16 protein-coding genes and 2 riboswitches are annotated in these 18807 nt (G+C 62.3%); of the genes, 11 read left to right on the top strand and 5 right to left on the bottom strand.

Annotation, left to right across the window (positions count from 1 at the left end; genetic code table 11):
• The first annotated feature begins 770 nt into the window (after window positions 1-770).
• On the top strand, window positions 771-1355 hold the full coding sequence (gene nfuA, locus G9Q84_RS16115) for a Fe-S biogenesis protein NfuA (protein WP_032887092.1): 585 nt from the start codon (window positions 771-773) through the stop codon (window positions 1353-1355).
• A gap of 248 nt (window positions 1356-1603) precedes the next feature.
• Here the strand turns inward: nfuA and cobM are convergent, their stop codons facing one another.
• The 4 genes from cobM to G9Q84_RS16095 all read right to left on the bottom strand — a co-directional run bounded on the left by cobM (window position 1604) and on the right by G9Q84_RS16095 (window position 3714).
• Entirely contained in the window at window positions 1604-2350 is a 747-nt protein-coding gene (gene cobM, locus G9Q84_RS16110; RefSeq protein ID WP_032887091.1) for a precorrin-4 C(11)-methyltransferase, read from the bottom strand.
• Between the two features lie 70 nt (window positions 2351-2420).
• The gene (locus G9Q84_RS16105) at window positions 2421-2813 is read right to left on the bottom strand and encodes a cobalamin biosynthesis protein (RefSeq protein ID WP_181643706.1); all 393 of its coding nucleotides are present in this window, start codon (window positions 2811-2813) and stop codon (window positions 2421-2423) included.
• Complete coding sequence (locus tag G9Q84_RS16100) at window positions 2810-3514, bottom strand: CbtA family protein (RefSeq protein WP_032887086.1); 705 nt, start codon at window positions 3512-3514, stop codon at window positions 2810-2812. The genes G9Q84_RS16105 and G9Q84_RS16100 overlap by 4 nt, the downstream gene beginning before the upstream one ends.
• A gap of 11 nt (window positions 3515-3525) precedes the next feature.
• Window positions 3526-3714 (bottom strand): CbtB domain-containing protein, encoded by a 189-nt coding sequence (locus tag G9Q84_RS16095; RefSeq protein WP_012723860.1) that lies wholly within the window; start codon window positions 3712-3714, stop codon window positions 3526-3528.
• Between the two features lie 96 nt (window positions 3715-3810).
• Window positions 3811-4016, bottom strand: a riboswitch (cobalamin riboswitch).
• A gap of 41 nt (window positions 4017-4057) precedes the next feature.
• Window positions 4058-4258: riboswitch (cobalamin riboswitch) on the top strand.
• A 93-nt stretch (window positions 4259-4351) separates the two neighbouring features.
• On the opposite strand from G9Q84_RS16095, the gene cobW reads away from it, so the two are divergent.
• From cobW to G9Q84_RS16075, 4 genes are all read left to right on the top strand, one after another.
• Window positions 4352-5413, top strand: coding sequence for a cobalamin biosynthesis protein CobW (gene cobW / locus G9Q84_RS16090; RefSeq protein ID WP_181643705.1), 1062 nt, complete (start codon window positions 4352-4354; stop codon window positions 5411-5413).
• Window positions 5414-5416: 3 nt separating this feature from the next.
• On the top strand, window positions 5417-9178 hold the full coding sequence (cobN, locus tag G9Q84_RS16085; protein ID WP_181643704.1) for a cobaltochelatase subunit CobN: 3762 nt from the start codon (window positions 5417-5419) through the stop codon (window positions 9176-9178).
• Window positions 9179-9403: 225 nt separating this feature from the next.
• The gene (locus tag G9Q84_RS16080; RefSeq protein WP_122681390.1) at window positions 9404-10402 is read left to right on the top strand and encodes a magnesium chelatase ATPase subunit I; all 999 of its coding nucleotides are present in this window, start codon (window positions 9404-9406) and stop codon (window positions 10400-10402) included.
• Between the two features lie 53 nt (window positions 10403-10455).
• Window positions 10456-11058, top strand: a complete 603-nt coding sequence (locus G9Q84_RS16075) for a vWA domain-containing protein (RefSeq protein ID WP_181643712.1) — start codon at window positions 10456-10458, stop codon at window positions 11056-11058.
• Window positions 11059-11184: 126 nt separating this feature from the next.
• Here G9Q84_RS16075 and G9Q84_RS16070 read toward each other — a convergent pair whose 3' ends face one another.
• Window positions 11185-12132: a DUF1853 family protein gene (locus G9Q84_RS16070; protein WP_181643703.1), complete on the bottom strand. Its 948-nt coding sequence runs from the start codon at window positions 12130-12132 to the stop codon at window positions 11185-11187.
• 156 nt (window positions 12133-12288) lie between these two features.
• Here G9Q84_RS16070 and G9Q84_RS16065 point away from each other — a divergent pair, with 156 nt between their 5' ends.
• The 6 genes from G9Q84_RS16065 to pepN are packed head-to-tail and all read left to right on the top strand — an operon-like array spanning window position 12289 to window position 18789.
• Window positions 12289-13179, top strand: coding sequence for an NAD(+) kinase (locus G9Q84_RS16065; RefSeq protein WP_032887076.1), 891 nt, complete (start codon window positions 12289-12291; stop codon window positions 13177-13179).
• On the top strand, window positions 13176-14150 hold the full coding sequence (locus tag G9Q84_RS16060) for a metallophosphoesterase (protein ID WP_371854021.1): 975 nt from the start codon (window positions 13176-13178) through the stop codon (window positions 14148-14150). The genes G9Q84_RS16065 and G9Q84_RS16060 overlap by 4 nt, the downstream gene beginning before the upstream one ends.
• Window positions 14147-15016 (top strand): rhomboid family intramembrane serine protease, encoded by an 870-nt coding sequence (locus tag G9Q84_RS16055; RefSeq protein ID WP_032887072.1) that lies wholly within the window; start codon window positions 14147-14149, stop codon window positions 15014-15016. Before G9Q84_RS16060 ends, G9Q84_RS16055 begins: the two co-directional genes overlap by 4 nt.
• Before the next feature lie 14 nt (window positions 15017-15030).
• A complete protein-coding gene (locus tag G9Q84_RS16050; protein ID WP_032887070.1) occupies window positions 15031-15291 on the top strand; it encodes a YeaC family protein in 261 nt (86 codons plus the stop codon).
• Window positions 15288-16118, top strand: coding sequence for a DUF2797 domain-containing protein (locus tag G9Q84_RS16045; RefSeq protein WP_032887068.1), 831 nt, complete (start codon window positions 15288-15290; stop codon window positions 16116-16118). The genes G9Q84_RS16050 and G9Q84_RS16045 overlap by 4 nt, the downstream gene beginning before the upstream one ends.
• Window positions 16119-16131: 13 nt before the next feature.
• The gene (gene pepN, locus G9Q84_RS16040) at window positions 16132-18789 is read left to right on the top strand and encodes an aminopeptidase N (protein WP_181643702.1); all 2658 of its coding nucleotides are present in this window, start codon (window positions 16132-16134) and stop codon (window positions 18787-18789) included.
• Window positions 18790-18807: the final 18 nt, after the last annotated feature.

The following is an 18807-nucleotide window of genomic DNA, read 5'->3' as shown; positions in this document are numbered from 1 at the left end:
TCACTCCGGCTTGAATCCGTGGGCCGCCGCGATGGGCCATCCATGGCCCAGCGCGGCTAACCCGGCGTCCTGCCGGGTTACCCACGGATTCAAGCCTGCGTTCGGCCAGCGTGTTTGACGGGGCGCCCAAGATCACAATCAAAAGCGCAGATCAAAAGACCGCTGACTTCGTCAGCGAAAAGGATGTAAGGGCCAGATCAAAAGCAGAGCAAAAGCAGAGCAAAAGCAGAGCAAAAGCAGAGCAAAAGCAGGGCAAAAGCAGGCTGATACCTATCTGATACATGGAGATCAAAATGTGGGAGGGGGCTTGCTCCCGATGGCAGTGGGTCAGTTACAGATCTTTTCGCTGACACACCGCCATCGGGAGCAAGTCGAATCGTCGCACCGCCCCTCCCACATTTTTACCCGAGTACACCAGACAAAAATCCAGTCGGCTCTAAAGCCGTCGCGCTCTAGCTTTTGATCTGAAAGCGCCCCCCAAAATCAATCTCGGATTACGGCTATGCCGCGCCTAGGCGAGGCACCGAGTGGTGGGGCAAGAGCCTTTTGGCTGCTTTTGGCTGCTTTTGGCTGGGCCGGCATTCCGGCTATTTTCAAAAGTGACCCGCCGTCAGGGCGGAACCAATAGTAGCTGCTACCTAAATAACGGATATACACCCCACATCCACACCACCACCCCGAAACCAAAGCCTAACCCGACAAAAACACTAGGACTTTGTACCTCCGTAATAATTTGGCGTAAACTCCGGGCAAGCCTGTGAGGAGTTTCCATGACTGCCATAACCATTACCGACGCCGCCCACGATTACCTGGCTGACCTGCTGTCCAAGCAGAACACCCCAGGCATCGGCATCCGCGTCTTTATCACCCAGCCCGGCACCCAGTACGCCGAGACCTGTATTGCTTACTGCAAACCCGGTGAAGAGAAACCTGAAGACACCGCCCTGGGGCTCAAAAGTTTCACCGCGTACATCGACCACTTCAGCGAAGCCTTCCTGGACGACGCGGTGGTGGACTATGCCACCGACCGTATGGGCGGCCAGTTGACCATCAAGGCGCCGAACGCCAAGGTGCCGAGCGTCAACGCCGACAGCCCGGTCAACGAGCGCATCAACTACTACCTGCAAACCGAGATCAACCCAGGGCTGGCCAGCCACGGCGGCCAGGTCAGCCTGATCGACGTGGTCGATGACGGTATCGCCGTGCTGAAGTTCGGCGGCGGCTGCCAGGGCTGCGGCCAGGCGGACGTGACCCTGCGTGAAGGCATCGAGCGCACCCTGCTGGAGCGCGTTCCGGAGCTCAAGGGCGTCCGTGACGTGACGGACCACACGCAGAAAGAAAACGCCTACTACTGAGTAAGGCGTTCACTGCGAACAGAAAAACGGCGCCCCGTGAGCGCCGTTTTTTTTGCTTTAAATTCATGGTCTTACGCAATAAACCTAACAACTAACATTAACTGTGGGAGGGGGCTTGCTCCCGATAGCGGTAGCTCAGTTGCCCCATTGGAAGCTGACCCACCGCTATCAGGAGCAAAATCCTCCCATATTTATCTGTATTTATTGATATTTATCAGTAGCTTATAGTGGTTTTGTGAAGTGAAAAATCAAGGTCGATAAAGGTGCGCATGCCCCGCCCGATACAGCGACGACTCACTGAAACTGTCACTCGCCAGCACCCGGCCCACCACAATCAACGCCGTACGCCGAAAACCTTTGGACGCGACTTTCTCGGCGATATCACTAAGGGTGCCCACTACCCAATCCTGGTCCGGCCAAGTCGCCCGATGCACCACGGCGATCGGGCAATCCGCGCCATAGTGCGGCAGCAGTTCGGCGACGATTTTCTCCAGATGATTCACCCCCAGATGAATCGCCATGGTCGTACCGTGCTGCGCCAGGCTGTCGAAACCCTCACCGGCGGGCATGCTGGTTTTATCGGCATAACGGGTCAGGATCACGCTTTGGGCGATGTTCGGCAGGGTCAGCTCCGTCTCCAGTAACGCTGCGCAGGCGGCTACGGCGGTGACGCCAGGAATGATCTGGAATGGAATGCCCAATTCCCGCAAAAGGCGGATCTGCTCGCCGATCGCTCCGTAAAGGCTCGGATCCCCGGAGTGCACGCGCGCCACGTCCTGGCCTTTGGCGTGTGCGGTCTTGATCAAGTCGATGATCTGTTCAAGGTGCAGTTCGGCGCTGTTGACCACGTGTTCTGCCTGATGACCTTCCAATACCGCCGCAGGCACCAGCGAACCGGCATAAATGATCACCGGGCAACTACGGATCAGCCGCTGGCCTTTGACGGTAATCAATTCCGGGTCGCCGGGGCCGGCGCCGATGAAGTAGACGGTCATGGAGAATTCCTGTCAAAAAACGGGCGAGCATGAAGATTGCTCATGATCGGGGAGGGCGATTATCGGGGTTTTAACCGGCGCAGGCCAACGCAAAGGTGGCTTGGGCGGTTTTTTTGCGGGTGATGAGCAACTGGGCAGGCGCGCCGCCGAGCTGTTCAACAAGGGCCAGGGCGGCACTTTCGGCGATGCCGTAACACCCCGTGTGGGCGAACGCGACGTCGGACTTGTGGCTTAGCCGGTGTTCATAAATCGCCAGTTGCTCGGCGTTGAAGCACTCCAGCGGCAGGTTCAAGTGCCGTGCCAGAGCCAGTAAGCCTGGCTCGTCGTGTTTGCGGTCGATACTGGCCAGCGCGGTGATGCATTGGGGATCAATCCCTGCCTCGGCGAGAGCGGTATCAAACAGCGCCAGCATGGTATGAACCTCACAACCCCGCTGGCAACCCAGGCCGACCACGTAGGTCATGCGGAGTATTGATCGTCGCGTTTGCGGCGGAACAGCCAGGCGCTGATCAGGCCCAGGGCCAGCCAGAACGCCACGTTGGTCAGTTGTGAGGCGATTTTGAACTGCGCTTCCAGTGCTTGCGGCGCGAGCATTGCGTGCACTTCCGGTTGCGGCGCGCCAATGACGTGCGGTACGGCGAGGATGGCAGCGCCCAGCACTTTCAGCAGCCAGTTGCGCCCGAACACGATCAGCGCAATCCCGGCAGCGGTGGAGGCCGCAGTGCCGATCCACCACGTCTGGCGCAGTGCCAGATCAGCGGCGGCGGTGCCCGGCAACTCGGGTGGCAGGCCCATCGTCGGCGCCAGCACGAAGGTTGCGTAACCGGCCAGGCCCCACAGCAGGCCCTGCGCCGTGCGGGTGGGGGCGCGCAATGTGTAGAGGCCGGCCAGCATCAGTGCAAAACCAACCGCCACCACCAAGTTGCCACCGGTGGTCGACAGCACGCGCTGCCAGCCATCTTCAGGCTCCCAGGCTTCGGCATCGTGGGTGTGGGCAGCAGCGCCGGCAGCGTGCTCATGCACCACTTCGGTTGCCGCCGGGGCTTTTTCAAAGGTTTCCGCCTGAAGAATCAGCGGGGCGACCCAAAAGCTTTGCAGCAGGGTCAGCAGCAGCGCGGCCAACAGGCCGGTGAAACCTGCGGTTTGCGCAATACGCTTGATCATGTCGGCAGGTCTCAGTGGCACGGGAACGCGGCGCTGTGGCGGGTATCGTGGGCAGCGTTGTGCACCGCCTCGATATGCGAGAAACCGGCGAAATACACCAGACACGCGCCGAGGATCGACGCGCCGATGGCGGCGGTCAGGCGTTGGCTCAAGGTAGAGGTGCTGCTGGCGGAGTGCGAAGTGCTGCTGATGATCGACATGGCGCGTCCCTTTCAGGTGTCTGGATGAAACGAGCGCATGAAAACCCCGCGAGCCAGGCACGCAGAGTTCCGAACAGCGCCCGCCCACCGCGGGTTTGTTATCTGATTTTTCGGGCCGGTCTCCGGGCTTGCGAGGGACACTGGGTCTATAAAGCATCGCCTTCCCATGCCTTACAGGCACAGTGGATCTGACGCTTCACTCGCTTACCGTTGCGGGGGCAGCACCGGACTGGTCATGGCAGCCATGATTTACCGGTTTCCCGTTTCACCCTGTGAAGGGCACCCGAAACAAGGCATGTAGGAAAGCATGCAGAGCGACGGTAGTCAAATTCACCGAGCCCCTGTAGCCTTGCACCTTCGAGGTTCTTCGGCCCAGGCCGAAGCTAAGAAGGGAACGCGGTTCAATCCGCGGCTGCCCCCGCAACTGTGAAGGGTTCATCCGACTGCCACGCCACTGCCATCAACGGCGGGAAGGCGCAGCCGGCGCCGGTCTAACGACCCGCAAGCCCTAAGCCAGGAGACCTGCCTCGCAACCGATTTTCTAATTCAACCGGGCGGGGTGATCCGGTGACGAAATCCGCTTCTGCGCCGCGCCGCAGGGCCTATCGTCCCGTATGCCCGCCCCCAAGGGCATCCGATGAAAACACTGGCCAAACTCCCCGTCACCATCGTTACCGGCTTCCTCGGCTCGGGCAAAACCACCTTGCTGCGCCATATGCTCGACAACGCCCAGGGCCGTCGCATCGCCGTCATCGTCAATGAGTTCGGCGAGTTGGGCATTGATGGTGAAATCCTCAAGCAGTGCTCCATCGGTTGCACCGAAGAAGAAGCCAATGGCCGCGTGTACGAACTGGCCAACGGCTGCCTGTGCTGCACCGTGCAGGAAGAGTTCTTCCCGGTGATGCGCGAACTGGTCGCCCGTCGCGGCGACCTCGACCATATCCTCATCGAAACCTCGGGCCTGGCCCTGCCAAAACCGCTGGTGCAAGCCTTCCAGTGGCCGGAAATCCGCAGCGCCTGCACGGTTGACGCGGTGATCACCGTGGTCGACAGCCCGGCCGTGGCCGCCGGTACTTTTGCTGCGTTCCCCGATCAAGTGGACGCTCAGCGCAAGCTCGACCCGAACCTGGACCATGAGTCGCCACTGCACGAGCTGTTCGCCGACCAACTGGCCAGCGCGGACCTGGTCATCCTCAACAAGGCCGATCTGATCAGCCCGGAAGACCTGGCCCGTGTGCGCCTGGAAGTCGCCGAAGAGCTGCCGCCAGCCGTCAAAATCATCGAAGCCAGCAGCGGTCGCGTGCCCTTGGACGTGTTGATTGGCCTGGGCGCCGGCTCCGAAGAGCATATCGACGGTCGTCATAGCCATCACGATCATCACCACGAAGGTGAAGATGATCACGACCACGATGCGTTTGATTCCATCTCCATCGACCTGCCCCAGGCCGACGAAGCGCTGCTGCTCGACGCATTGACTGAACTGGTCGTGCAACACGGCATCTTGCGTGTCAAAGGCTTCGCCGCGATCCCGAACAAGCCGATGCGCCTGTTGATCCAGGGCGTGGGCACCCGCTTTGACAAACACTTCGACCGCGCCTGGGGTGCTGACGAAGCACGCATCACGCGCCTGGTACTGATCGGCCAGGACCTGGATGCGGTCGGCCTCGAAGCGCAACTGCGCGCCGCGCTCAGCGTTTAATCCATGCACCTGCTCAGGACTCAGCCCGGTGGTTTTGTCGCGGACGACAATATTGCCGACCTTGGACAAACCCCCGCCGAGCTGGTGATCCTGTGCAGCGGTGATTCCAGCCTGGCGCTGCTGGCCGAAGCGGCCCAGCAGTTGCCGGATGACTACCCGAGCCTGCGCCTGGCCAACCCGATGCAGGTGCAGAACCACGCTTCGGTCGACCTGTATGTCGATGAGGTGCTGCGCCACGCGAAGGTCATCCTGATTTCCCTGCACGGTGGCATCGGTTATTGGCGCTACGGCATCGAGCGTTTGGTGGAGTTGGCCGAGCGCGGTGTGCAGCTGATCCTGGTGCCGGGGGATGATCGCCCGGACCCGGAACTCAGCGGTCTCAGTACCGTCGGCGTCGAGGCGCGGGATCGCTTGTGGCAGTTTCTGCGCCAGGGCGGGCTGGGCAACGCGCTGGACTTTTATCGCTGCCTGGCCAGCGGCTATATGGGCCGCGACTACCCGTGGGCCGAGCCGCAAGCCTTGCCGCGTACGGCGATTTATCATCCCGGCAAAGCCAATGCTTGCCTGAGCGACTGGCAGGCAGATTGGCACGCCGACCATCCCGTGGTGGCGGTGCTGTTCTATCGCTCCCATTTGCAGGCGGCCAATACCGGTTTTATCGATGTGTTCTGCCAGCGCTTGCAGGCGGCGGGCCTCAACCCGTTGCCGATGGCGGTGGCCAGTTTGAAAGAGCCCGGCTGCCTCGCGGTGGTCGAGGATTTGCTGGATGACGTGCAGGCATCGGTGATTCTGAATACCACCGGTTTTGCCCAATCCAGCCCCGAAGCCCCGCATTTGCGGCCATTTCGCCGCAACATTCCGGTGATCCAGGCGATTTGCGCCCAGGACAACCAGCCCGGCTGGGAGGCCAGTGAACAAGGCCTGGGTCCGCGCGACCTGGCGATGCACATTGCCTTGCCGGAGCTGGACGGCCGCATTATCAGCCGGCCGATCAGCTTCAAAGACCTGGCCTGGCGCAGCGAACGCAGCCAGTCGGACGTGGTGTGCTACCGCGCAGCGCCCGAGCGTATGGATTTTGTCGCCGAGCTGGCGCGCCGTTGGGTCGAACTGGCGCGTGTGCCGAATGCGGATAAACGCATCGCGCTGATCCTTGCCAACTACCCGACCCGCGATGGCCGCATCGGCAACGGTGTGGGCCTGGACACCCCGGCGGCGGCGCTGAATATCCTGTGTGCGTTGCAAGCTGAAGGTTACCCGGTGCCAGCGGTACTGCCGGAAAGCGGCACCGCCTTGATCCACGACTTGCTGGGTGGCGTCACCAACGATCTGGACAGCCTCGACCTGCGCCCGTGCCATCAAAGCCTGGGCCTGGATGAGTACGAGGCGATGTTCAAGCGCCTGCCTGAAGCCAACCAGCGCGCCGTGCTGGAGCGCTGGGGCACGCCCCATAACGATCCGATGTTTCGCGATGGCCGCCTGATGGTCGCTGGCCTACGCCTGGGCCTGACGTTCGTCGGCATCCAGCCGGCGCGGGGTTACCAGGTGGACGCCAGTGCGGTGTATCACGACCCGGACCTGGTGCCGCCCCACGGCTATCTGGCGTTCTATTTCTGGTTACGCCACACCTATGGCGCCCATGGCGTCATCCATGTGGGCAAGCACGGTAATCTGGAATGGTTGCCAGGCAAGGGCGTGGGCCTGTCGGAACACTGTTGGCCTGACGCGATACTGGGGCCGCTGCCGAATATCTACCCCTTTATCGTCAACGACCCGGGCGAGGGCGCCCAGGCCAAGCGGCGCACCCAGGCAGTGATCATCGATCACCTGATGCCGCCGCTGACCCGCGCCGAAACCTACGGCCCGCTGCGTGACCTGGAGCTGTTGGCGGACGAGTATTACGAGGCCCAACTGCTCGACCCACGCCGTGCCCGTGAGCTGCAAAAAGACATCCTTAAGCTGGTGCGCGAAACCCGTATCGACCAGGAGCTTGAACTGGATGGCGACGCCGATGCGGCGATTTGGCTGCCGCGCCTGGACACCTACCTGTGTGATTTGAAGGAATCGCAGATCCGCGACGGCCTGCATATCTTCGGTGAATCGCCGCAAGGCCGTTTGCGCATTGATACGTTGCTGGCCTTGCTGCGCATCCCCCGAGGCGATGGCCGTGGCCCGCAATCGAGCTTGCTGCGCGTGTTGGCCAAGGCCTTTGGGCTGGGCTTCGACCCGCTGGACTGCGCTCTGGCCGAACCGTGGACCGGGCGCCGCCCGGCCGTGTTGCAGAGCATCGATGCGCAGGTGTGGCGCACCGCCGGCGACACCCGCGAGCGTCTGGAGTTGTACGCGGCGCGGCTGATCGAGCAGGCGTTGGAAGGTCCCCTTGAACAGTTGGAAGAACCCGGCTGGGAAGACGTGAAAGCGGTTATCGAAAGCCTGCGCATCGTCGTGGCACCACGCCTGGATGCCTGCGGCCCGGCGGAAATGCGCGGTTTGCTGGATGCCCTCGACGGCCGTTTCGTGCCGGCAGGTCCGAGCGGCGCGCCGAGTCGTGGGCGCTTGGATGTACTGCCCACCGGGCGCAATTTCTTCACCGTCGATGTGCGCAACCTGCCCACCACCACGGCTTGGCGCATCGGCTTCCAGTCGGCCAGCTTGCTTCTTGAGCGGCATTTGCAGGACCACGGCGATCATTTGCGCCAGTTGGGCCTGTCGGTCTGGGGCACCGCGACCATGCGCACCGGCGGCGATGATATCGCCCAGGCCATGGCGCTGATGGGCGTGCGCCCGGTGTGGGCCACGGGCAGCCAGCGGGTAGACGACTTTGAAATCCTGCCGGTCAGCCTGCTGGACCGCCCGCGTGTGGATGTGACGCTGCGGGTGTCCGGGTTTTTCCGCGATGCCTTTGCCAACCTGATCCGCTTGTTTGACGCGGCGGTGCAGGCGGTGGCGGCGCTGGACGAACCGGACGACATGAACCCACTGGCCGCCAAGGTGCGCAGCGAACGCGCGGCGTTGCTGGCGTCTGGCCTGGATGAAGAGGCCGCGGCGAAACAGGCCGGCTGGCGCATCTTTGGCGCCAAGCCCGGTGCCTATGGCGCGGGCGTGCAGGGCGCGATCGATGGCCGCCTGTGGCAAAGCCGCGAGGACTTGGCCGAGGTCTACTTGAACTGGGGCGGCTACGCCTATGGCGGCGCCGACGAAGGCACCGCCGCCCACGAGCAGTTCGCCCAGCGCCTGAGCCAGGTGCAGGCCGTGCTGCAAAACCAGGACAACCGCGAGCACGACCTGCTCGACTCCAACGATTACTACCAATTCCAGGGCGGCATGCTCGCCGCCGTGGAAACCCTGAGCGGCGATAAGGCTGCCAGCTATCACGGTGATCACAGCCAGCCGGACTTGCCGAAGATCCGCACCTTGAAGGAAGAGCTGAACCGGGTGATCCGTGCCCGCGCTGCCAACCCCAAGTGGATCGATGGGGTGAAGCGTCATGGCTATAAAGGTGCGTTTGAGATGGCCGCGACCGTGGACAATCTGTTCGCCTTCGACGCCACCACGGCGCTGATCGACGATCATCAATACGCCTTGCTCGCCGACGCCTACCTGCTCGACCCCGACACCCGCGCGTTTGTGCAGCAGCACAACCCAGCGGCCTTGCGGGACATGACCGAGCGCATGCTGGAGGCGCAACAGCGTGGCCTTTGGCAAGAGCCAGGGGCGTACCGTGAAGCGTTGGAAAATCTGTTGCTGGATATAGAAGAAGGCAGTTAGAGCGCGAGATGGGCCGTTGTGGCGGGCGATGCTGTTGTGGTGAGCGGGCTTGCCCCGCGTTGGGCTGCGAAGCGGCCCCAAAACATAGCCCCGGAGCTGCCTGGCAGACTGCGGCGCTTCTATTTGGGCTGCTTCGCAGCCCAACGCGGGGCAAGCCCACTCGCCACAAGAAGCGGGCTCATGACAGGTTGATTACGTGTACAGCAGAATTTAAAGAGAGACCGGATGACCGATATTCCCCATTTCCCGCTGTCCGCCGTGGTCGGCGCCGACGACCTGAAACTGGCGCTGTGCCTGACTGCCATCGACCCGAAGATCGGCGGTGTGCTGATCGAAGGCCCGCGTGGCATGGCCAAGTCCACACTGGCCCGTGGCCTGGCGGACCTGCTTGCCAGCGGTCAATTCGTCACCTTGCCGTTGGGTGCGACCGAGGAGCGCCTGGTCGGTACCCTGGACCTCGACGCTGCGCTGGGCGAGGGCCGCGCGCAGTTTTCCCCCGGCGTATTGGCCAAGGCCGATGGCGGCGTGTTGTACGTCGATGAAGTCAACTTGCTGGCCGACCACTTAGTGGACCTGTTGCTGGACGTGGCGGCCAGCGGCACCAATCTGATCGAGCGTGACGGCATCTCCCATCGCCATAGCGCGCGTTTTGTGCTGATCGGCACGATGAACCCGGAAGAGGGTGAGTTGCGTCCGCAGTTACTCGACCGTTTCGGTTTTAACGTGGCCTTGAGTGGGCAGACCTTGCCAGCCGAGCGTGGCCAGATCATTCGCCGTCGCCTGGATTTCGACAGCGATCCTGTCGCGTTCTGCACCCAGTGGGCCGAGCCCCAGGCGGCCTTGCGCGAGCGTTGCACCCAGGCTCGGGCGCGGCTCGACAGTATCGCGCTGGATGACCAGGCCCTGGCGCAGATTACCGAGCGTTGCTTTGCTGCGGGCGTCGACGGCTTGCGCGCGGACTTGGTCTGGCTGCGCGGCGCCAGGGCCCATGCGGCGTGGCGCGGCGCTGATGAAATTGCCGAGGAGGATATTGAAGCCGTGGCCGAGTTTGCCCTGCGCCACCGTCGCCAGGAACAGTCGCCGCCCGCCAGTCCGCCGCCTGAAGGCCAGTCGCCCAAGTCCAGCGAGGCTTCGCCGGGTCAAGGCCAGTGGGGTGACATGCCCGCGCCGCCGCTGCCCACCGGCGCACGTCGCGAAGTACCCAGCTGGCCAAAAAAGCCCTAGGCATTCGCCCCCGACCTGACGCGGGGGCGGATGCCCGGCCCAAGGCAGGGCGACTGGACAGAGGCAGGCAGGGCAAGGCGCGCAGCGCGCAACAGGGTTCGATCAACTGGCCGGGCACCTTGCTTGGCGGCCGACCGCACTCCCGTGAGGATTTGCTGTTTCACCTGCGCAGCCGTTCTGCCCAGCAATTGTGGCTGGTGATTGTCGACGCATCGGCTTCTACTCGGCGGCATCACGCGTTGACCGATGCCAAGGGCTTGCTGGCCCAGCTATTTGATGACGCGTACCGACAACGGGCGCGCATGGCATTGCTGACCGCCAGTGGGCAGTCGCCCAAATGGCAGGTGCAGGGCTTGAAGGCCGCGAAAGGCTTGGCAGGCTGGCTGGATCAGCTCGGCGCGGGCGGTGGCACTCCATTGCTGGCCGCACTGACCGAGGCCGGGCAGTGGCTGACGGCGCGGCGTAGGCGTTATCCGGCTGAGCAGCAGCGTTTATTGGTGATCACCGATGGACGCCTCAAGGACATCGCCGCGTTGCCGTCGTTGGAGTGTTCAGGGTTGCTGGTGGATATCGAGCGCGGGCCAATCAGGCTGGGCCGGGCCGAGGCGCTGGCGGCCGGGTTGCAGTTGGATTATCGGCATATCGATAATTTGTAGTGGCGGTGTCGCCGCTATCGGGGGCAAGCCCCCTCCCACATTTGACCGAGTACACCCCTTTGGAATGCGGTCAGTGTGAGAGGGGGCTTGCCCCCGATGAGGCACTCACAGACACCACACACTCCATCAGCCAGCCCCCGGCACATTCGGCCAAAGATCCGCCACCAGGAATAATCGCTCGGCTTCCTCCCAATCCTCGCCGCTCTGCACCATGCGCACGAGCAACTGCGCGGGCGCCATCGGATTGAGCTCCCTCAGCCAATGCTGCATCTGTTCTTCACTCCACACTTCATCCGCCGAGTAGTGCGCCGGCGCCAGCCACGCATGCCGGGGCAATGGTTGCCAGCGACCTGGCGCGCTGGCGCTGACAAAATCCTGCCAATCATGCTGATGCAACCAGCGCCCCCGTAAATGCTGCGGATGGGCGCCGTGGGGCGCTTCGGCCAGTCCAGGCCAGGGATAGAGCAAATACCCGCCGAGCCACAAATGCGCATCGAACTGCTGGATATCCAGCGCCGCCAGTGCTTCGCGGCTTTCCGGACGTGCCGAAATAGGCAATTGATGCTGGGCAAGATGCGCCAACTTGCGGTCCAGTCGGTCATGGCAGCCCGGCCCCAGCCACTGCGCCGGGTTCTCGCCATTACCCGCCTGCGGCCCGAGATAGAGCTTGATCGCCAGTTCCAGGTGATGCACGCCATCGCGGTCGCGCAGCAACATGTCCAACTCACCCAGGGTATGCCCGGCGCGGCGGATCGGCAGGTTGGCGGCGAGCAACTCCACGCCCGGCGCATGCTGCACGGCGAATTGCCAAAGTCGCTCGTAGTACAGGCCCAGGCGGCGAGTGCGGGCCAGGCTTAACCAGTGCTGCAAGTCACGACTGTCCTTGTCCAGTTGCCGCAGCCAGCGTTCCAGACGCTCGGGCGCCTGCACCCAGTCGCTACCGGCCAGTGGATGGCGTTGCGGCCAGGGCGTCTGCGCGAGCATCGGCGGGGCGAGCACCACCCACGCCAGGTCGCGCACCTCAGGGTGACGCAATTGGCGGGGTAAGCTGTGCAGGTCGGGGAATACGGTCATGGTCCGAGCATAGCCTTTTAATGCGGGCGCAGGATGAGCAGAAGCCCTGAGAACCATTGTCATCAAGGCTTGGCGATGACAAAGGATTTTGTCTGAGGCGGCCTTTCGCCCATAATCGTTTCTTTTTTGCCACACCCCATATCCCGCAGGAGCCCCATGGAGCACTTTCGCAATATCGGCATTATCGGTCGCCTGGGCAGTACCCAGGTGCTGGACACCGTCCGCCGGCTGAAAAAATTCCTGCTGGATCGCCACCTGCACGTGATCCTCGAAGACACCATCGCCGAGATTCTTCCTGGCCACGGCCTGCAAACCTCGTCGCGCAAGATGCTCGGCGAAGTGTGCGACATGGTCATCGTGGTGGGCGGCGACGGTAGCCTGCTCGGTGCCGCGCGGGCGTTGGCGCGGCATAACGTGCCGGTGCTGGGGATCAACCGGGGCAGCCTGGGTTTTCTCACCGATATCCGCCCCGATGAACTGGAAGTCGAAGTGGCCAAGGTGCTCGACGGCCACTACCTGGTGGAAAACCGCTTCCTGTTGCAAGCCGAAGTGCGCCGCCACGGCGAAGCCATCGGCCAGGGCGATGCTCTCAACGATGTGGTGCTCCACCCCGGTAAATCCACGCGGATGATCGAGTTCGAGTTGTACATCGACGGCCAGTTCGTGTGCAGCCAGAAGGCTGACGGCCTGATCGTCGCCACGCCCACCGGTTCCACGGCCTACGCGCTGTCGGCCGGCGGGCCGATCATGCATCCCAAGCTGGATGCCATTGTGATCGTGCCGATGTATCCCCATATGTTGTCGAGCCGACCGATTGTGGTCGATGGCAACAGTGAGCTGAAAATCGTGGTGTCCAAAGACATGCAAATCTACCCGCAGGTTTCCTGTGACGGGCAGAACCACTTCACCTGCGCCCCCGGTGACACCATCACCGTGAGCAAAAAGGCGCAGAAGCTGCGGTTGATCCACCCGCTGGACCACAACTATTACGAAGTGTGCCGCACCAAGTTGGGCTGGGGCAGCCGCTTGGGGGGTGGAGGCGACTGATGCTCGATCCCGCGCGTAGCTACGACCTGATTGGTGACGTGCACGGTTGCGCTCATACCCTTGAGCACTTGCTCGACCAAATGGGTTACCACAAGCAGGGCGGCACCTGGCGCCATCCGTCGCGCATGGCGGTGTTCCTCGGCGATATCATCGACCGTGGCCCACGCATCCGCGAGGCGCTGCATATCGTCCACGACATGGCCGAGGCCGGCCAGGCGCTGTGCATCATGGGCAACCACGAGTTCAACGCTCTGGGCTGGACCACGCCGGCGCCACCGGGCAGTGGCAAGCAGTTCGTGCGTGAGCACAACCCACGGCATGCGCGGTTGATTCAAGAGACCCTGACCCAGTTCGAACACCACCCGGCCGACTGGCACGACTTCCTCGGCTGGTTCTACGACATGCCGCTGTTTGTCGATGCCGGGCGTTTCCGCGTGGTGCATGCGTGCTGGGACGACGGCTTTATCACGCCGCTGCGTGCGACCTTCCCGGATGGCTGCATCGACCAGCACTTCCTGCAGGCCGCTGCCGTCCCTGGCAGTTTTGCCTGCAACGCCTTTGACCGCCTGCTGCGCGGCACCGACATGCGCCTGCCCGATGGCCTGACGCTCACCGGTGGCGACGGTCTGACGCGTTCGTTCTTCCGCACCAAGTTCTGGGAAGACGACCCGAAGACTTACGGCGACATCGTGTTCCAGCCCGACGCACTGCCCGAGCCGGTGGCGCGCACGCCGCTGTCCTCCACTGAAAAAAATTCACTGCTGCGCTATGGCGTCGACGAGCCGTTGTTGTTCGTCGGCCACTACTGGCGCAGCGGCAAACCGGCGCCGATCCGCGACAACCTGGCTTGCCTGGACTACAGCGCAGTGCTGTACGGCAAGCTGGTGGCGTATCGCCTGGATCAGGAAACCCGCCTCGATCCACGTAAATTCGTATGGGTCGATGTTGAGCGGCCCGAGGTCATCACATGAGTACCGTGGCTGTACTGCGCCTGCCCTTGAGTGTCGATCTGGGCGGCTTCGTCAAACTGCTGCAACGCATGCAAGTGCCCCATCGCGTCAGCGAAGAGGCGGGCGAGCAGGTGTTGTGGGTGCCCGAGACCATCAGCGACGACGTGCGCGTGCTGTACCAGCGGTTTCCCGCCGGGGACCCCGACCAGCAACTGGATATCCCTGAACAGGCGCCGATGACGCGTCCGAGTTTTGCCCAGCAAGTGCGTCACAGCCCGGTTACGGCGTCTGTGCTGCTGGCGAGCATTATCGTCGGCGCACTGACCTTGCTGGGGGACAACCTGCAAGCCGTCGCCTGGCTGACGTTTTTGCCGTTCCGCATCCTGGGCGAGTACATCCAATTCACGCCGCTGGCCGACAGTTTGGCATCGGGGCAGTGGTGGCGGTTGGTTACGCCGATGTTGATCCACTTCGGCATCCTGCACCTGGCCATGAACGGCATGTGGTACTGGGAACTGGGACGGCGTATCGAAGCACGCCAGGGCAGTGTCAACTTGCTCGGTTTGACCGTGCTGTTCAGCCTGGTCTCCAACTACGCTCAATACGCTTACGGTGGCCCCGGTTTGTTTGGCGGGTTGTCGGGCGTGCTGTATGGCCTGCTCGGGCATTGCTGGATCTTTCATTTACTCTCGCCGAATCCGGCTTATCGCCTGCCCCGTGGCGTGCTGGCGATGATGCTGATTTGGCTGGTGCTCTGCATGTCGGGGCTGGTCTCTATGATCGGCTTCGGCGAAATCGCCAACGCAGCCCACGTGGGCGGCCTGGTTATCGGTTGCCTCACCGGTTTGCTGGGTGGGCTGTACAGCCGCCGCAAATCGTCTATTTGATAAGGAAGAGCCTAATGTCCTCTTTTGCTGAAATGATCGAAAACATCACCCCGGACATCTACGAGAGCCTCAAGCTCGCCGTGGAAATCGGCAAGTGGTCCGATGGCCGCAAGCTCACCGCCGAACAGCGTGAACTGTCCCTGCAAGCGATGATCGCCTGGGAAATCCAGAACCTGCCGGAAGACCAGCGCACCGGCTACATGGGCCCGCAGGAATGCGCGTCCAAATCCGAGCCAGTGGCGAACATCCTGTTCAAGTCGGATGCGATCCATTGATTGAAATTGGTCGCGGTGCAGTCAGCAAAATGTCGGCGCAACTCGGTGAGCCGACCGTTCAATACGCGTTTCGCCTGGGCGAGACCGAGGTGCCGGTCAATCCATTGATCGGTACCCACATCCGCCTGGAGTACCTCGGCGCCATCCATTGCAGCCATTGCGGCCGCAAGACCAAGACCAGCTTCAGCCAGGGTTATTGCTACCCGTGCATGACCAAGCTGGCCCAGTGCGACCTGTGCATCATGAGCCCCGAGCGTTGCCATTACGACGCCGGCACTTGCCGTGATCCAGGCTGGGGCGAGAAATTTTGCATGACCGACCACGTGGTTTACCTGGCCAATTCATCGGGGATCAAGGTCGGCATCACGCGCGCCACCCAACTGCCGACGCGCTGGCTGGACCAGGGCGCGAGTCAGGCGTTGCCGATTCTGCGAGTTGCCACGCGCCAGCAGTCCGGCTTCGTCGAAGACGTGCTGCGCAGCCAGGTGGCCGACAAGACCAACTGGCGTGCATTGCTCAAGGGCGACGCGCAACCCGTAGACCTCAAGCAGGTGCGTGACGAACTGTTCGCCTCCTGCGCCGAAGGCTTGGAAAACCTGCAGGAACGCTTTGGCCTGCAAGCCATCCAACCGGTGACCGACATCGAGCCGATTGAGATTCGCTACCCGGTGGAGCAGTATCCGGCCAAGATCGTCAGCTTCAACCTGGACAAGAACCCGATTGCCGAAGGCACGCTGCTGGGGATCAAGGGCCAATACCTGATCTTCGACACCGGCGTTATCAATATTCGTAAGTACACGGCCTACCAGCTCGCCGTGCACCAGTAGAAGGATGCCACCCATGCGCACCGAACAACCGAAGATGATTTACCTGAAGGATTATCAGGCGCCGGACTACCTGATCGACGAGACGCACCTGACCTTCGAGTTGTTCGAGGACCACAGCCTGGTCCACGCGCAGCTGGTGATGCGCCGTAACCCCGAGCGTGGCGCGGGCCTGCCGCCGTTGGTGCTCGATGGCCAGCAGCTGGAGCTGGTGAGCGTGAACCTGGCCGACCAGGAACTGACGGACGCTGACTACCAACTGACTGATAGCCACCTGACCGTGCACCCGACGGCGGCGACCTTTACCCTCGATACCACGGTCAAGATCCACCCGGAAACCAATACCGCTCTGGAAGGCCTGTACAAATCCGGCAGCATGTTTTGCACCCAATGCGAGGCCGAAGGCTTCCGCAAAATCACCTATTACCTCGACCGCCCGGATGTGATGAGCACCTTCACCACCACGGTGATCGCCGAGCAGCACAGCTACCCGGTGCTGCTGTCCAACGGCAACCCGATTGCCAGCGGCCCCGGTGAAGACGGCCGCCACTGGGCGACCTGGGAAGACCCGTTCAAGAAACCCGCCTATCTGTTTGCCCTGGTGGCCGGAGATTTGTGGTGCGTCGAAGACAGCTTCACCACCATGACCCAGCGCGAAGTGGCGCTGCGCATCTACGTCGAGCCAGAAAACATCGACAAGTGCCAGCACGCCATGACCAGCCTGAAGAAATCCATGCGCTGGGACGAAGAAACCTACGGCCGTGAGTACGACCTCGACATCTTTATGATCGTCGCGGTGAACGACTTCAACATGGGCGCCATGGAGAACAAGGGTCTCAATATCTTCAACTCCAGCGCCGTGCTGGCACGCGCCGAAACCGCCACCGATGCCGCGCACCAGCGCGTCGAGGCCATCGTCGCCCACGAATACTTCCACAACTGGTCGGGCAACCGCGTGACCTGCCGCGACTGGTTCCAGCTGTCGCTCAAGGAAGGCTTCACCGTGTTCCGCGACTCCGGCTTCTCGGCTGACATGAACTCGGCCACGGTCAAGCGTATCCAGGACGTGGCATACCTGCGGACCCACCAGTTCGCCGAAGACGCCGGCCCGATGGCCCATGCGGTGCGCCCGGACAGTTTTATCGAGATCTCCAACTTCTACACCCTGACTGTTTACGAAAAGGGTTCGGAAGTGGTCGGCATGATCCACACCTTGCTGGGCGCCGAAGGCTTCCGTAAAGGCAGCGACCTGTACTTCGAGCGCCACGACGGCCAGGCCGTGACCTGCGACGATTTCATCAAGGCCATGGAAGACGCCAACGGCGCCGACCTGAGCCAGTTCAAGCGCTGGTACAGCCAGGCCGGTACACCGCGTCTGGCGGTGAGCGAGTCGTACGATGCCGCGGCGAAGACCTACAGCCTGACCTTCCGCCAGAGCTGCCCGGCAACCCCGGACAAGGTCGAGAAACTGCCGTTCGTGATTCCAGTTGAGCTGGGCTTGCTGGACGGGAAGGGCGCCGGTATCGCCTTGCGCCTGGTCGGTGAAGCAGCGGCGGGTGGTACGTCCCGCGTGATTTCGGTGACTGAGGCCGAGCAGACGTTCACGTTTGTCGACATCGCTGAACAGCCGTTGCCGTCGCTGCTGCGTGGCTTCTCTGCGCCGGTGAAACTGAGCTTCCCGTACAACCGCGATCAGTTGATGTTCCTGATGCAGCACGACAGCGACGGCTTCAACCGCTGGGATGCCGGCCAGCAACTGTCGGTGCAGGTGTTGCAGGAACTGATTGGCCAGCATCAGGCGGGCCAGGCGCTGAAAATGGATCAACGCCTGATCGACGCGCTGCGTACGGTACTGAGCGACGAAAGCCTGGACCAGGCGATGGTCGCGGAAATGCTCTCGTTGCCGGGCGAAGCCTACCTGACAGAAATCAGCGAAGTGGCGGATGTGGATGCGATCCACGCCGCACGCGAATTTGCACGCAAGCAACTGGCCGACAACCTGTTCGAAGGGCTGTGGCTGCGTTATCAGGCCAATCGCGACCTGTCCAAGCAAACCCCATATGTGGCAGCGGCCGAGCACTTTGCCCGTCGCGCCTTGCAGAACATCGCCCTGTCGTACCTGATGCTCAGCGGCAAGCCTGAGGTGTTGGCGGCCACCCTGGAGCAGTTCGATACCAGTGACAACATGACCGAGCGTCTGACCGCGCTGGCGGTGCTGGTGAACTCGCCGTTCGAGGCGGAAAAAGCCCAGGCGTTGGCGGTGTTTGCCGAGAACTTCAAGGACAACCCGTTGGTGATGGACCAGTGGTTCAGCGTGCAGGCTGGCAGCACCTTGCCGGGCGGGCTGGCGCGGGTCCAGGCGTTGATGGAACACCCGGCGTTCACGCTCAAAAACCCGAACAAAGTGCGTGCACTGATCGGCGCCTTTGCCGGGCAGAACCTGATCAACTTCCATGCGGCGGATGGCTCCGGCTACCGTTTCCTGGCGGATCTGGTGATCCAGTTGAATGGCTTCAACCCGCAGATTGCGTCGCGCCAGTTGGCGCCGTTGACCCGCTGGCGTAAATACGACAGCGCGCGACAGGCGCTGATGAAGGCCGAGCTGGAGCGCATTCGTGGTTCGGGCGAGCTGTCGAGCGATGTCTTCGAGGTGGTCAGTAAGAGCCTTGCGTAAGTTCGAAGTTTAAGAAAA

This window comes from Pseudomonas sivasensis, assembly GCF_013778505.1.
Classification (GTDB): domain Bacteria; phylum Pseudomonadota; class Gammaproteobacteria; order Pseudomonadales; family Pseudomonadaceae; genus Aquipseudomonas; species Aquipseudomonas sivasensis.
The sequence above is the reverse complement of the archived record's forward strand: the minus strand, read 5'-3'. Positions and strand labels throughout refer to the sequence as shown.